Annotated in this window: 12 protein-coding genes; 5 read left to right on the top strand and 7 right to left on the bottom strand. The window is 59.6% G+C overall.

Annotated features, from left to right (window positions below; all coding sequences use genetic code 11):
* The first annotated feature begins 153 nt into the window (after window positions 1-153).
* Entirely contained in the window at window positions 154-795 is a 642-nt protein-coding gene (locus tag ACOYXH_RS10095) for a LysE family translocator (protein WP_095049955.1), read from the top strand.
* Here the strand turns inward: ACOYXH_RS10095 and ACOYXH_RS10100 are convergent.
* From ACOYXH_RS10100 to ACOYXH_RS10130, 7 genes are all read right to left on the bottom strand, one after another.
* Window positions 792-1,985 (bottom strand): GAF domain-containing sensor histidine kinase, encoded by a 1,194-nt coding sequence (locus tag ACOYXH_RS10100; protein WP_460410629.1) that lies wholly within the window; start codon window positions 1,983-1,985, stop codon window positions 792-794. The genes ACOYXH_RS10095 and ACOYXH_RS10100 overlap by 4 nt on opposite strands.
* Before the next feature lie 137 nt (window positions 1,986-2,122).
* Window positions 2,123-4,300, bottom strand: coding sequence for a TonB-dependent siderophore receptor (locus ACOYXH_RS10105; RefSeq protein WP_460410630.1), 2,178 nt, complete (start codon window positions 4,298-4,300; stop codon window positions 2,123-2,125).
* A 286-nt stretch (window positions 4,301-4,586) separates the two neighbouring features.
* Window positions 4,587-5,426 (bottom strand): glutathione-dependent disulfide-bond oxidoreductase, encoded by an 840-nt coding sequence (yghU, locus tag ACOYXH_RS10110; RefSeq protein WP_095049958.1) that lies wholly within the window; start codon window positions 5,424-5,426, stop codon window positions 4,587-4,589.
* Between the two features lie 106 nt (window positions 5,427-5,532).
* Window positions 5,533-5,916, bottom strand: a complete 384-nt coding sequence (locus ACOYXH_RS10115; protein WP_095049959.1) for a hypothetical protein — start codon at window positions 5,914-5,916, stop codon at window positions 5,533-5,535.
* Window positions 5,917-5,964: 48 nt separating this feature from the next.
* On the bottom strand, window positions 5,965-6,375 hold the full coding sequence (locus tag ACOYXH_RS10120) for a GFA family protein (protein ID WP_460410631.1): 411 nt from the start codon (window positions 6,373-6,375) through the stop codon (window positions 5,965-5,967).
* A gap of 2 nt (window positions 6,376-6,377) precedes the next feature.
* On the bottom strand, window positions 6,378-7,454 hold the full coding sequence (locus tag ACOYXH_RS10125) for an alpha/beta hydrolase family protein (RefSeq protein WP_095049961.1): 1,077 nt from the start codon (window positions 7,452-7,454) through the stop codon (window positions 6,378-6,380).
* 88 nt (window positions 7,455-7,542) lie between these two features.
* The gene (locus ACOYXH_RS10130) at window positions 7,543-8,469 is read right to left on the bottom strand and encodes a LysR family transcriptional regulator (protein WP_095049962.1); all 927 of its coding nucleotides are present in this window, start codon (window positions 8,467-8,469) and stop codon (window positions 7,543-7,545) included.
* A gap of 124 nt (window positions 8,470-8,593) precedes the next feature.
* Between ACOYXH_RS10130 and ACOYXH_RS10135 the strand changes: the two genes are divergently transcribed.
* The 4 genes from ACOYXH_RS10135 (at window position 8,594) to ACOYXH_RS10150 (ending at window position 13,865) form a co-directional block, all read left to right on the top strand.
* Window positions 8,594-8,869, top strand: a complete 276-nt coding sequence (locus ACOYXH_RS10135; protein WP_095049963.1) for a DUF2798 domain-containing protein — start codon at window positions 8,594-8,596, stop codon at window positions 8,867-8,869.
* 271 nt (window positions 8,870-9,140) lie between these two features.
* A complete protein-coding gene (locus ACOYXH_RS10140; protein WP_460410632.1) occupies window positions 9,141-10,928 on the top strand; it encodes a thiamine pyrophosphate-requiring protein in 1,788 nt (595 codons plus the stop codon).
* Between the two features lie 148 nt (window positions 10,929-11,076).
* A complete protein-coding gene (locus ACOYXH_RS10145; RefSeq protein WP_460410633.1) occupies window positions 11,077-11,793 on the top strand; it encodes a DUF72 domain-containing protein in 717 nt (238 codons plus the stop codon).
* A gap of 227 nt (window positions 11,794-12,020) precedes the next feature.
* Window positions 12,021-13,865, top strand: a complete 1,845-nt coding sequence (locus ACOYXH_RS10150) for a hypothetical protein (protein WP_449122928.1) — start codon at window positions 12,021-12,023, stop codon at window positions 13,863-13,865.
* The last annotated feature ends 20 nt before the right edge of the window (window positions 13,866-13,885 follow it).

Below are 13,885 nucleotides of genomic sequence, written 5' to 3' on the forward strand. Positions count from 1 at the left end.
CACGTCGGTGTAACTCTCCCAAACACCACCGTCAGTTCCCTCTCCCTACGGGCGGTCCGACGTTTCGGGAGGGTTAGGGTGAGGGGCTTTTGATCTGGGCTATGCAGCCGGTTGTTGTAAGATGCGGCATCTTCAACCTTGCGAGCAGCGAAAATGGATTCTCACTCGATATTGACCTTCACTGTGGTCGCGGCGATTGCTATCGCCAGCCCGGGGCCTGCGACGTTGATGGCGATCAATAACAGTCTGGCTCACGGGCAGCGCAGCACGATCTGGTCGTCGCTGGGTAATGCCAGCGGTCTGTTCTGTCTGTCGGCGGCGGCGATGTTGGGGCTGGGGGCGTTGTTGGCTAGTTCTGAAGTGTTGTTTAACGCGGTGAAGATCATCGGGGCCGGGTATCTGTTCTACCTCGGGGTCAAGCAATTGTTCAAAAAGGGGCCGATGCTGCCGGATGGGATTGAAGGTGAGGCGGGCAGAGTGCGACCGACTCGCGGCAAGCTGTACAAGTCGGCGTTCCTGACGGCGGTGACCAATCCCAAGGCGACGATGTTTTTTACTGCGTTGTTTCCGCAGTTCATTGATCAGGGCGCGACGCTGCTGCCGCAGTTTCTGATCCTGACCTCGATCTTCATGGCGTTGTCGGTGTCGTCACTGAGTGTCTATGCCGCGCTGGCTTCGCGCGCGAAGGGCGTGCTGACCCGTCCGGCGTTGTCCCGTTGGGTCAGTCGTGTGGTTGGTTCGACCTTTATCGGTTTTGGCGCGGCGATTCTGACAATGCGGCGGCAGGCGGCTTAAAGCCATTTGTACCGGGCCGGGAATCTCGCCACGAAGCAGGTTCCCGACTCGGCGCTTGAGGTCACGCTCAAGGTACCGTTGTGCGCCATCGCGATCTGCGAGGCGATATACAGCCCCAGCCCCAAACCCTCGCAACGTTGCCCGGCCTCGGCCCGGGAGAACGGTTCAAACAGCAGTGGCATCAGTTGCGCTGGAATCGGTGTGCCCTGGTTGGTCAGGGAGATCACGATCTCGTCATTTTCCGCATACGCCTTGAGGACGATTGGCGCGCTGTTCGAGCCATGGGTGGCCGCGTTACCCAGCAGATTGGAAAGCAATTGGCTGATGCGCAGCGCATCGCAATAAATGCCCGCCGGCACATCCAGTTCATGGATAAACACCACTTGGGGATGGGATGCTTGTACCTCGGCGAGGGTCAATTGCAGGGTGTGCTGCAAGTCGTCCACCAACTTGCGCTGCACCGGAATCCCGCCACCCAGACGTCCTCGGGCAAAGTCGAGGATGTTTTCGATCAACACGCCCATGCGCACCGAGCTGTTGCGAATCGCCGCAATCAGGTTGAGCGAACGCTTGTCTTCGGTTTTGCTTTCCAGCAAGTCGGCGCTCATGCGCACCGCGCTCAGTGGTGTGCGCAAGTCGTGGCCGAGAACGGCGATGAATTGCTCGCGCAGGCGCCCGAGTTCATTGGCGTTGTTCAGCTCGATCTGGGTCGCTTCCAGATGGCGTTGCGTGTCCAGGTTCATGGCGATCAATTGAGCGAACAGGGTCAGTGTTTTGGTGATGGCCGGTTCGTCGATATTGGCCGGGACCGAGTCGATGGCGCACAGCGTGCCGAAGAAGTCGCCATTGGCTTTGACGATGGGAATGGAGATGTAGCTTTCCAGCCCATAGGTTTTCGGCGTGTGGTGCAACGAAAAGACCGGGTGCGCGCTGGCGTGCCCGAAGATCACCGGCTGCTTATGTTGGCGGATCTCGTGGCAGATGGTCGATTCAAGTACCAGTTCGCCACCGGGTTTGAGCCCGAAATCAATGGAGTCATCGACAGCGCATGCCACCCAGTTGCTTTCGGTGACCCGTGCGACCGCAGCGAACCGCATGCCCGTGAGGTGTTTGACCATGCTCAGGATGACTGGCACCGCGTCAATGCTGCGGATCGCGTCGATATCAGGGGTAAAGGCCGGATTGGTCATGGCGCGATGCTTCGTGAAGAGTTCGCTCAGAGACTAACGGTTATTGCTGCTCATGACTAATGAAGAGGCCAGAAAGTACAAGGGCGCCGTGGCTTTCCCCGGCGCCCTTGTTTGTTACTGATCAGAAGGTCAGCGACTCAGAACTTGTACTTCGCCGTCAGCATATAGCTGCGCGGGTTGCCGTAGTTGTCGTTGGAGCCCCACGTAACATTGGAGCCGATGGCGGAGTAGTAGACGCGATCAAAGATATTGTTCGCGTTGACCTGCAGATCCAGGTGTTTGTTGACCTCGTACCCGGCCATCAGGTCGGTGACCGCATAGCCGCCCTGTTCAAGGCGGTAGCTACCGTTATTGGCCAGAGCGACGTCGTTGTACATGCGGCTTTGCCAGTAAACGTTGCCGCCCACGCGCAGGTGTTGCAGCGGACCCTGGAAGCGATAGACGGTGGACACCTTGAACAGATGCTCCGGCGTGTCGGTTTCGAAACGTTGATTGTTGTTGGCCGGGTTTTCGTCCTTGATGTAGTGCGCGCGGGTATAGGTATAGCCAGCGCCGACCTGCCAGTTGTCGGTCAGCGCGCCTTGCAGTTCCATGTCCACGCCCTGGCTGCGTACCTTGCCCGATGAGCCGTAGCAGGTCAGGACCGGGCAGCCGAACTGATTGTCGGCCTGGGTGGCGCGGCCGGTCTGGTCCATCTGGAACACCGCCAGACTGGCGTTGAGGGCGCCGTCAAAGTACTCGCCCTTGATGCCCACCTCGTAGTTTTCGCCGACGATCGGTTCGAGCACCTTGCCGCCGAGATCCTTCTGGGTTTGCGGGGTGAAGATGTCGGTGTAGCTGGCGTACACCGAGTGATGGTCGTCAAGTTTGTAGATCAGGCCGGCATAACGGGTGAGGTTGCGCGTGACTTTGTAGTCGCCATCGGCCGTGCGGTCATCGTAGTCGTACCAGTCGAGACGGCCGCCGAGGATCAGCGTCAGCGGATCGGCCAGGCTCAGGCGAGAGGTCAGGTACACCGCGTCCTGGGTGGTGACGTTGCGGGTTTTGCCGTCCCGTACAAAATCAGGCTTGGGTGCGCCAATCGGCCAGGCCGTGGTGTACGGATCGTACTCCTTGGTGGTCGCGTCATACACCCGGTTGCTGGCCCCGACCACCAGTTCGTGGCTGCGGCCAAACGCTTCGAACGGGCCACTGGCGAACACGTCGAGCGAGCGCTGCTTGTCGGTGTGATGGGATTGATAGGCCGTGGTTTCCAGCGGGCCAGCGTAACGCGACAGGTAAGTCCCGGAGAACTCGCCGTCGAGGGTCGAGGAAGAGCCGGCGACGTGCAGTTTCCAGTCGTTGTCGAAACGATGCTCGACCTCGCCGAACACAGTATCGATCTGCAGCTTGCGGTTTTCCCAGTCGGTGCCCGGGTAGGTGGAGCGGGGCAGGTCGAGGTGGTGGCCGTTGGTGCCGATCGGCAGGCCGCCCCAGAAATAGTTGGTCTGTTCGTTCTGACGCGAGAAGCCGAGGGTCGCGGTGGTGCTGTCGCTGAGGTCGGCTTCACCGATGGCGTAGAACAGGCCATGGTCGTTTTCTTCCTTGTCGCGGAAGCTGTCGGCGCCTTGATAGGAACTGACCACCCGGCCACGCAGGGTGCCGCTTTCGTTCAACGGGCTGGAGGCGTCGATCTCGCCACGGTAGTCATCCCAACTGCCGGCGGCGCCGGTGAGGGTTACACGCTGATCGGCCGTCGGGCGTTTGCGCACCAGGTTGATCGCCGCCGAAGGGTTGCCGGCACCGGTGACCAGGCCGGTCGCGCCACGGACAATTTCGACGCGGTCGAACATTGCCAGGTTCGGTTGCACCGCCATCGAGAACGGCGAGTAGGAACTCGGCAGGCCGTCGTACATGATGGTGTCGATGTCGAAACCGCGCGAACTGTAAGTCTGCCGACCCGGGCCGCTGGCCTGACTGAGGAACAGTCCCGGCGTACCTTTCACCACGTCGTTGATGCTGGTCATATTCTGGTCGTCCATGCGCTGACGGGTGATCACCGTTACCGCTTGGGGCGTTTCGCGCATGGTCAGCGACAGCTTGGTCGCCGTCCGCATCGGGCCAGTGGTGTAGGACTGGGTGTCTTCGGTGGTGCTGCTCATCTGGGTCGCGCCGATTTCAGTCGCGTCCAGTTCTAGCGTGGCCGGCGCGGCTGTTTCAGACGTGGCAGGTGTTGCCTCGTCGGCCAGCGCCGGTGGGATGCTGGCCATGCAAATGGCGAGCGCCAACAGGTTTGGTGAACGGTTTGAGCGGCGGTGTATGGTGCGAAACGACATCAATCTGCTTCCCCAAATGATACGAAAACGAATCCAGTGCGAGTGCGTGTAGGAATTATTCGCATTAGTGTGTCAGATCATTCCGGGTGAAGAAAGCCGTACGGCTCAGTTAGTTAACGAATTTTTCACAATTGACCGGAGGCTCTACCGCGGGGGATTGGCAGGGACGTGTGAGTTTTCGGGGGCGTGCGAGGGGCAAATCAGGGCGCAGCGGCCCGGCACAAGAAACTGCGCCGGCGCTGCTGATGGGGGCACGCTCAGCGGATGAGCGTGAGGCGAAGAAGGCTCAGTTCAGATCTTCGGCCTGGTGCCGCTCGGGCACTTGAGTCGCTTCATCGCCCCAAGTGCGATTGACGCGTTGTCCGCGAATGACGGCCGGCCGTTTGGCGATCTCCTCTGCCCAGCGCTGCACGTGCGTGTATTCGTGGGCCGCTAGAAACTCGGCGGCTGAGTAGACATTGTTGCGCACCAATTGCCCGTACCACGGCCAGACTGCGATGTCAGCGATGGTGTAGCTGTCGCCGGCCAGATAGGCGCTTTCGGCCAGACGCCGGTCGAGCACGTCCAGTTGCCGCTTGGCTTCCATGGTGAAGCGGTTGATCGGGTACTCCATCTTCTCCGGCGCATAGGCATAGAAGTGCCCGAAACCGCCGCCCAAGTAGGGCGCCGAGCCCATTTGCCAGAACAGCCAGTTCAAGGTTTCGGTACGGCCCGCCGGATCCTTCGGCAGGAATGCGCCGAATTTTTCCGCCAGGTACAGCAGGATCGAACCCGATTCGAATACGCGAATGGGCGGCTCGACACTGCGATCGAGCAGCGCCGGGATTTTCGAATTGGGGTTGATCTCGACAAACCCGCTGGAGAACTGATCGCCCTCGCCAATGCGGATCAGCCACGCATCGTACTCGGCAGCGCTGTGCCCCAACGCCAGCAGCTCTTCCAGCAGAATCGTCACTTTGACGCCGTTGGGCGTGGCCAGCGAGTACAGCTGCAATGGATGCTTGCCGACTGGCAGCGTTTTGTCATGGGTAGGGCCAGCAATCGGCCGATTGATGCTGGCGAACTGGCCACCGGACGGGGCTTCGTTTTTCCAGACCTGGGGCGGAACGTACGGCGCTTTGCTCATCTAAGGGGCCTCATCTTGGCAAGTGGAAAAAATACCTCGCTGATCATAGACAGGACACCACAGAACCCGCTTCCTGTACCAGAGCGCGATTGATCGGTCGCATCAGTCATTTCGCGCGCAGGTAGCGAACCCATTCGCTGGCTTTTCTGAAGCCATAAAAACCCAGGATCGAGACGGCGATGACCGCGATCATCGGCCCGATCACGCCCAGCCCTGTGGTCATCTGGGCGTAGGCCGCGAGGGACAGGGCAAGCACCGCATAGCCGGCGAGGTACTTCCTGTAGGCGATCAAGAGCGTTGGCACCATCAGGACGACGAACAGATGAGTGGCGATGGTGATCAGGATTTGTGCGACCAATTGGACAGGCACGCTGCCCATGGATGCCTGAGCCATGGTTATCTCGGCGTCGTACAGAAACATCTGCAGTGAAATGACAGTTATTGCGGCCATTACCAGCGCAGCCAACGCCGCAATTTTTGAGCGTTTCATCTGATCTCCAACGGGTGAAGCAACGTCTGATAAATGAATCTTTCAGCCTCAGCGCTGCGGCCATTGATCCTTGATTTCAAACCACGGCGCCTTCGATGTTACTTCCACGTGTTGCTGTTTTTCCGTGGTGAACGTCGTGTCGAGTGTGCCCAGCGCAACCGAGATCCAGTCGTTGAATTCCCCTTGATTGCTTGCCCAGAACAGCGACGAGCCGCAGTGCGTGCAGAACTGGCGTTGTACCGATTCAGACGATTGATACGACTTCAGCTGGTCAGCACCTTCCAGCAATTCCAGGTTCTGGCGCTGCACGCTGCCATAGCTGGCAAACGCCGCGCCGTGGCTTTTGCGGCACTGGCTGCAATGGCAATGCGAAAGCGCCTTGGGCCGCGAACGGATCTGGTATTTCACCGCTCCGCACAGGCAACTGCCCCGGAAGGTCTGAGGGGAGGGCGTGAGCATTGTTATTGCGAATCCTTGTAGGTAATGGCTTGTTTCAAGGGGGCAGGTGACGGCGCCAGAAACCCGCTGATCAGGGAAATCACCTGTTGCTGAATGACCGCACGCGGACGACCACCGTCGCCATCGGTGCAGATGATGCTGTCGCCCGGTACATCCTCGTCGAGCATGGCCACGGCGCCAGGTTTGCAGATTGCCATGAAACTGAAGTGACTGGCGTCGCTGATCTCGACGAAATGCGATGAGGTTTTTGGCAGACGTTTGGCGAGGTCGACGGACTCCAGTTCAGCGGGCAGTTCTTTCGACGGCACGCCGGCAGCGATCACCAGGATCGGCACGGGGTAGGCCGCGAGGCTGGCGTCGGTCATCCCGCGCGACAGGCCCAGATCCAGTGAAACCACGGCAGTGACGCGCTTGTCACGCCAGTCGGCGGCCAATTGAGCTTTCGCTTGCGCAGTGTTTGCAGTGTTCATTTGTTGGTAGGCGGTGCAACTGGCGAGTTGCGTGTGGACCTTGCAGTCTTCGGCAAATCGTTCGGGGTCGAAGCGCGCGCCGCCGGTTTCGAGCACTGTCCAGCCGCCGAGAGAATGGCCCACAACAGCAATTCGATCCTTGGTCACTGCGCCGAATTTTTCTGGCTGAGCCGTCACGGCATCGATGGCGCGGCTGAGGTCAACGGGGCGTTGCCACAGCTGCGCCGCTGCTTGCGGGCTGCGGTCGCGACTGGTGGTGCCGGGGTGGTTGACCGCCGCGACGATGTAACCTTGATGGGCCAGTGCACTGGCCAGCCATGTCTGGTTGATCCAGCTACCGCCATTGCCGTGGGACAGCACTACCAATGGATGCTCGCCCTTGGCGGCCGGGGCGTCGAGCACCGCAGGCGCACCGACGAAGACCGGGTTGTCGCCGAACAATTGTGGCGTCGCAGCGGTGGTCGCACTCGGGTACCAGACGACCATTTCTACCGGGCGCTCATTGCGCGGATCCGCCAGCGTGGCGTACTGGAAACCAACGGGTTGGGCGTCAGCGAAGGCGTGGCTGCTCAAGCAGATCAGTAGCAGGGCAGTGAGCGTTTTTTTCATTGTTGTTATCTTCCGTGATGGGCCGATTGGGCGAGGTGGACTTTGCCCGATTTCGCGCGCTTCAGCGAGCCTCTTTGAACCCAGAATCTTAAACATTTTCCATCGGCCAGCGCGTGGCTAGATGCGCTGTCAAATAATCCAGAAAGGCTTTGACCTTCGGCGTCATCGCCGCACGTTCCTGCACGCAGGCGTAGATGTCCATCGGCTCGACAACGGAGTGGGTGGCGTCGCTGTGTTCAAACAGCGGCACCAATTGCCCGCTCGCCAGATAAGGCGCTGCGACAAACTCCGCCAGCCGGGTGACCCCGGCGCCGTGAACCGCCATTTGCGCCAGTGCATCAATGTCATCACTGATGGCGGTGGCGTTGATATTGGCGTCGAAACGCTGCCCGTCGCGGATAAAGCTCCAGCGCAGAAAACGCCCGTCCAGTGGATAACGAAAGGCCAGGCAGGCATGGTTTTGCAAATCATCCGGCGATTGCGGCCACCCGGCGCGCTGAAGATAGGCCGGCGCGGCGCACATGATGAAGGGCAGCGAAACGATCTTGCGCGCGACGATGCCGTCCTCCAGTTGCGGCTTGATCCGCAGGCTCAGGTCGATACCGTCCTGAATGTGGTTGATCTTGCCATTGGTGGTCGACAGTTCGATGAGCAGGCGCGGGTGCTGTGCGGTGAAGCCGGCAATCAGCGACGCCAGCACATGGCGGCCAAAAGCAGATGTCGAGGCGATGCTCAGCCGGCCCTGCAACTCGGTTTCATCGCTGCTGATCAAGCTTTGCGCCGATTCCAGATCCGCCGCAATCCGGCGGACTTTCTCGTAGTACACCGCGCCGTTTTCGGTCAGTGCCATGCTGCGCGTGGTGCGTTGCAACAGCCGTACACCGAGGTGTGCTTCTAGCCGATTGAGCGTTTGGCTGACCGCTGCCGCACTGACGCCGAGGGTCTTGGCGGCGCCGACAATCGAGCCGGCTTCGACCACTTTGATAAAACTGGCAATCGCCGCTAACAGATTCATTCATCGTCCCGTCGTGGGTTGATTCGTAAGTTCTGCTTTATAAAGTACCTGCGGCTGAGCGTCTAGTTGCGGCAGACCGGCTTTGCTAACGTGCGGTCTCCCTGTCAATGGATGGAAACGCCTTATGAATCAACCAACAAGCTCCGAAGCACTGATCCTTAGCCGACGCAAGCTGTCGCCGCGCGCCACGCCGTATGTGTTTGCGTTGTACATGGCGACGATCATGGCATTCCTGATGTCGTTGGTGATCACCGCTGCCAATTCGGGCATTGATAACAACTACCTGAGTAATGCCTTGCACGCCTATAAGTTGGCGATGCCGGTGGCGTTCCTGTGCATCCTGGTCGTGCGGCCGATCGTGATCAAACTGGTGGCGTTCACGGTGCATCCGCATCGTTGAAAGGCCCCGCCTCAGCAGTGACTGTTCTGGCGCCTTCGCGAGCAGGCTCGCTCCCACATTTGCAACTCAATTCCCTGCGGGAGCGAGCCTGCTCGCGAATGGCCTCACCACCGATCGACAGGTCTTGTGGGGGACTCAGAAAAACAAACAAGGATTGGCCTGAGGAAACGAATCGAAACTTCGCCAACAACCCAACTGTCCAGACCCTTAGACCTCTCGGCGGATGTTCTGCCGGGGCAGCTCCATGCAGCGGAGAAAGACGAGGATCGAGATGACGATGACAGTGGGAGATTTTCTGGTTGAGCGGCTCAGTGAATGGGGCGTTACGCGAATTTTTGGTTATCCGGGCGACGGGATCAACGGCGTGTTCGGCGCGCTGAGTCGGGCCAAGGGCAAAATCGAATTCGTTCAGGCGCGGCATGAAGAAATGGCCGCGTTCATGGCCTCGGCACACGCCAAGTTCACCGGCGAGCTGGGTGTGTGCATCGCCACTTCCGGCCCCGGCGCCTCGCACCTGATCACCGGCCTCTATGACGCGCGCATGGACCACATGCCGGTGCTCGCCATCGTCGGTCAGCAGGCACGCACGGCACTGGGCAGTCACTATCAGCAAGAGCTTGATCTGGTGTCGATGTTCAAGGATGTCGCCGGGGCATTTGTGCAGCAGGCCTCGGCGCCTTCGCAGGTGCGGCATTTGCTCGATCGGGCCGTGCGCACGGCCGTGGGAGAACGCCGGGTGACCGCGCTGATTCTGCCCAACGATTTGCAGGAACTGAAGTATGAAGCACCGGCTCGCGCCCATGGCACCGCGCATTCCGGGGTGGGTTACACGAAACCCAAAGTGCTGCCTTATGACGAGGATCTGCAGCGTGCCGCCGATGTTTTGAATGCGGGCGAGAAGGTCGCCATTCTGGTTGGCGCCGGGGCATTGCAGGCGACGGATCAAGTCATCGCCGTGGCGGAGAAACTCGGTGCCGGCGTCGCCAAGGCATTATTGGGCAAAGCCGCGCTGCCCGATGATCTGCCTTGGGTCACCGGTAGCATCGGCCTGCTCGGCACCGAACCGAGCTACAAACTGATGAGCGAATGCGACACTTTACTGATGATCGGTTCGGGTTTTCCGTATTCGGAGTTTCTGCCCAAAGAAGGCCAGGCGCGCGGCGTGCAGATCGATTTGCAGCCGGACATGCTCAGCCTGCGTTATCCGATGGAGGTCAATCTGGTCGGCGACTCGGCGGAAACCCTCGCCGCGTTATTGCCACTGCTCGAACAGAAAACCTCCAACAAGTGGCGCAAGAAAATCGAAGGTTGGCGCAGCAGTTGGGAGAAAACCCTCGAAAGACGCGCCATGGCCAAAGCCGACCCGGTCAACCCGCAACGGGTGGTCTATGAGCTGTCGCCACGCTTGCCCGATGAGGCCATCATCACCAGCGACTCTGGCTCCTGCGCCAACTGGTTCGCCCGTGACCTGAAAATCCGCTGTGGCATGCAGTGCTCGTTGTCCGGTGGCCTGGCGTCCATGGGCGCCGCAGTGCCTTACGCGATTGCCGCCAAGTTTGCTTATCCCGAGCGTTCAGTGATTGCGCTGGTGGGCGATGGAGCAATGCAGATGAACAACATGGCCGAACTGATCACCGTCGCCAAATATTGGCGGCAATGGGCGAGTCCGAAATGGATCTGCGCGGTGTTCAACAACGAGGATCTTAATCAGGTCACGTGGGAGCAGCGGGTGATGGAGGGCGATCCGAAGTTCGAAGCGTCGCAAAGTATCCCGGACGTGCCTTACCACTTGTTCGCCATTTCCATTGGCCTGAAAGGCATCTTTGTCGATCGCGAAGAAGACGTCGCCGCTGCGTGGGAAAAGGCATTGGCCTCGGAAGTGCCGGTGGTGATCGAGTTCAAGACCGACCCGAACGTGCCGCCCTTGCCGCCGCACATCAAGCTTGAGCAGGCGAAGAAATTCGCCACGACGTTGCTCAAGGGCGATCCGGATGAAGCCGGGGTGATCGTGCAAACCGCCAAACAGGTGCTCGGCGCGGTGCTGCCCGGCAAAAAATAATCGGTAAACGCACAGGTTTGATCGTTCCCACGCTCTGCGTGGTAATGCAGCCCGTGACGCTCCGCGTCACTGGACACGGAGCGTCCCTTGAGGCATTCCCACGCAGAGCGTAGGAACGATCAGGCAGGAGAAACCCGCAGGTGTACTTTTGATTTTCATCGGCTGTGCAGGCTGGAGTCTGGGACGCGAGCACTGGCCGGTATTTCCGGTAGAGGGCACGCATTTGCAGCGCTACGCCGCGCGACTCAACGGCGTGGAAATCAACAGCTCGTTCTACCGCCCGCATCGCCGGCAAACCTATGAGCGTTGGGCCGATGGCGTACCGGAGGCCTTCCGTTTTTCGGTGAAAATGCCCAAATACATCACCCATGAATTACGCCTGGCAGGTTGCGAGGCGGCGCTGGACAGGTTTCTGGCTGAATGCGGCGGTCTGGGCGAACGCTTGGGCTGCTTGCTGGTGCAGTTACCACCTTCGCTGGCGTTTGACGCCGCCAGCGCCGAAACCTTTTTCACGACATTGCGCGAGCGCTTCTCCGGCGCGGTGGTGCTTGAGCCAAGGCATGAATCGTGGGTCAGCGCCGAGCCTATATTAATGACTCACCGGATCGCCCAAGCAGCAGTCGATCCTTCGCGCATCAGCCGTGATATTTCGCCAGGTGGCTGGGCGGGAACACAGTATTGGCGCCTGCACGGCTCACCGCGCATTTACCACAGCGCCTACGATTCACCTTATCTGCAACACCTCGCACACGCCTTGCTGTCAGCGACCGCTGCAGGTGCCACGACCTGGTGTATTTTCGACAACACCGCCAGCGGCGCAGCACTGGGCAATGCCCTGGCGCTGGCGACGCTGACGACAGAATGAGTCAACAGTTTCTCCGCTCATAGGCAGTGTGCCAAAGGTGCGTCGCAGGACGAAACGGCCAACGTATTCACGATTACCTGATTGCGGCTGCGCGATGTGCTGCACGTTAAGACTTTGGTCTGTCAGACCCTTTCTGCAATATCTACTGTGATATCTTTTTGATGGCGCGCTCGCTCTGAGCGATGATTTACCGGTATTCGAGCCGATTGTTTAGTGCAGGAGAGGCAATGTTGAAGGAACAATGGGTGTGCGATGAGACGTTACTGGCGCAGATGCAGGCTGCCAGCGCCGAGGAAATCGATGTATTGGTGGACGTGATCAGCGATTTCGGCCGAGGCCGGGCGGGTCTGGACGCCGAGTGCAAGAAACAGTTGATTCTGGCCAAACATGATCCCCGTGCCGATCGATACTCCGCACCACTGCTTGCACTGCTGGGCCATGAATTGCAGCAGTTCGGCGGCAATTCGGCAATGAACCTCGCGCGCCGCGCACTCGGCCGTACTGCGGTGGCCTACAGCGAAATCGTTGACGACGTGTACAAGAAGCTGAACGGCAAGAGCCCTGCGGACAAGCCACTGGCGCAGAAGGAGCGGGAAATTGCGCTGGCCCTGTTTGGTGCCGAATGGCGTGAAATGCCTGCTGCGCAACGGCACGAACGCAGCACGCACATCAAAGTCTTGTCCGGTACGTTCTCGCTGGCATCGGCCTTGGGACTTGGTGCGAGCGGTACGATCATGGGCTTGTCGGCTGGCGGTAGTGCAGCGTTGTTCACCGCTGTTTCCACCGGCCTGCGTTTGAACCCGCTGGGATTGTTGGTCACGGCAGGCATCGGGGCGCAAAGCGCGGCGGCAGAGGCGTATCGGGTCACCGTGCCGTTCGTGGCGCAGATGGGCTGGATCCGTTTGCGTCAGGAAGCGGATGCACAAGCGCCCGTTGCGCCAAAACTGGCCAATCCTGCAACGCTGGCCGGGCAGGGCGCGGCGCTGCAGGACATGGTGCTGGCCGATGAGGCGGGCGGTACGTTAATGAAGATCAGTGTGTTCGACCGCGCGCCGGTCATCACCGGCAGTGCCATTCCCGCCGGGCAACTCAGCGCACTCAACCCATTGCTGTCCAATGTCCCGGGCCTGGCGGCGCTGGCCGAGTTGCAAAACGGCAACTACGTTGTGTGCAGTCTGCCATTTGAGACGTTGACCAAAGCCAAGGATCAAGAAGGTGCGGTGCGTGCCTTCGTCACCGAAAGCGGGCGTATCAAGGAAAATGCGCACTTGTTCAGCCCCGACAACCTGCAAAACATTATGCTCAGTGGTGCGCTATGGAATGCCGTCTCGTCGGCGGTCGGGCAGAAACACCTGCACGATATCAATGAGAAACTTTCCGCCATCAAGCGCCAGCTGGATGAAGTGCAAGAAGACCTGATCAACCTGCGCCGTGATGATTTGACCGGGCTGGTGGGTTACGTGCAAAGCCTGCTTGATCACTATCCACAGGAAGGCATTGATGCGGCTGCGCTGATGCAACTGGAAAACCGCCAGGTCGACCTGGTGGCCTTGGAGACGTATTTCGAGCGGGAGATGAACAAAGAGGTGGACAAGGCGAAGGCCGTCGAAACAGGCAAGCTGTTCAACGCCGACTCCTCCCGGGTGGCTTTGCTTGAAAGTCTGTCGCGGATGGACATTTGGGTTCAAAGCTATCTGCAAGTCACGCAGTTGCGCGTGGTCGCTTACGCCTTGCTGCACATGGAAAAACCATTGGCACGCTACCGCACCGAAGCGGCGAAAGTGCTGGACAATCTGCAGCGCCTGACCGTGACCGCTGCGGCGAACCAGCAGATTTACAGTGCCCAGATGGAGTTAAGCAACACGCTGTTTTTCAGTGGCAGTGCCGACAACTTGCAACGCTTCAAATCGCAACTGGCGGCGCTCGACAATGATCTGAAAAATGGCCCGATCAACGCCAGGCAACTGCACCGCTCACTGTTCGATCAATCCGATCGTCAGGTACTGCTTCAGGTGCAGAACGGTCAGTTCATCGGCGGTCATCTGCTCGAATCGACGTTCCAACCGGCGTGAGCTCAATGCGCTGCGGGAGC

The sequence above is a fragment of the Pseudomonas sp. Mb7 genome (assembly GCF_054790525.1).

Coding starts and splice junctions, on each gene's coding strand:
- ACOYXH_RS10095 (WP_095049955.1), top strand. CDS start 154: ATGGATTCTCACTCGATATTGACCTTCACTGTGGTCGCGGCGATTGCT.
- ACOYXH_RS10100 (WP_460410629.1), bottom strand. CDS start 1,985: ATGACCAATCCGGCCTTTACCCCTGATATCGACGCGATCCGCAGCATT.
- ACOYXH_RS10105 (WP_460410630.1), bottom strand. CDS start 4,300: ATGTCGTTTCGCACCATACACCGCCGCTCAAACCGTTCACCAAACCTG.
- yghU (WP_095049958.1), bottom strand. CDS start 5,426: ATGAGCAAAGCGCCGTACGTTCCGCCCCAGGTCTGGAAAAACGAAGCC.
- ACOYXH_RS10115 (WP_095049959.1), bottom strand. CDS start 5,916: ATGAAACGCTCAAAAATTGCGGCGTTGGCTGCGCTGGTAATGGCCGCA.
- ACOYXH_RS10120 (WP_460410631.1), bottom strand. CDS start 6,375: ATGCTCACGCCCTCCCCTCAGACCTTCCGGGGCAGTTGCCTGTGCGGA.
- ACOYXH_RS10125 (WP_095049961.1), bottom strand. CDS start 7,454: ATGAAAAAAACGCTCACTGCCCTGCTACTGATCTGCTTGAGCAGCCAC.
- ACOYXH_RS10130 (WP_095049962.1), bottom strand. CDS start 8,469: ATGAATCTGTTAGCGGCGATTGCCAGTTTTATCAAAGTGGTCGAAGCC.
- ACOYXH_RS10135 (WP_095049963.1), top strand. CDS start 8,594: ATGAATCAACCAACAAGCTCCGAAGCACTGATCCTTAGCCGACGCAAG.
- ACOYXH_RS10140 (WP_460410632.1), top strand. CDS start 9,141: ATGACGATGACAGTGGGAGATTTTCTGGTTGAGCGGCTCAGTGAATGG.
- ACOYXH_RS10150 (WP_449122928.1), top strand. CDS start 12,021: ATGTTGAAGGAACAATGGGTGTGCGATGAGACGTTACTGGCGCAGATG.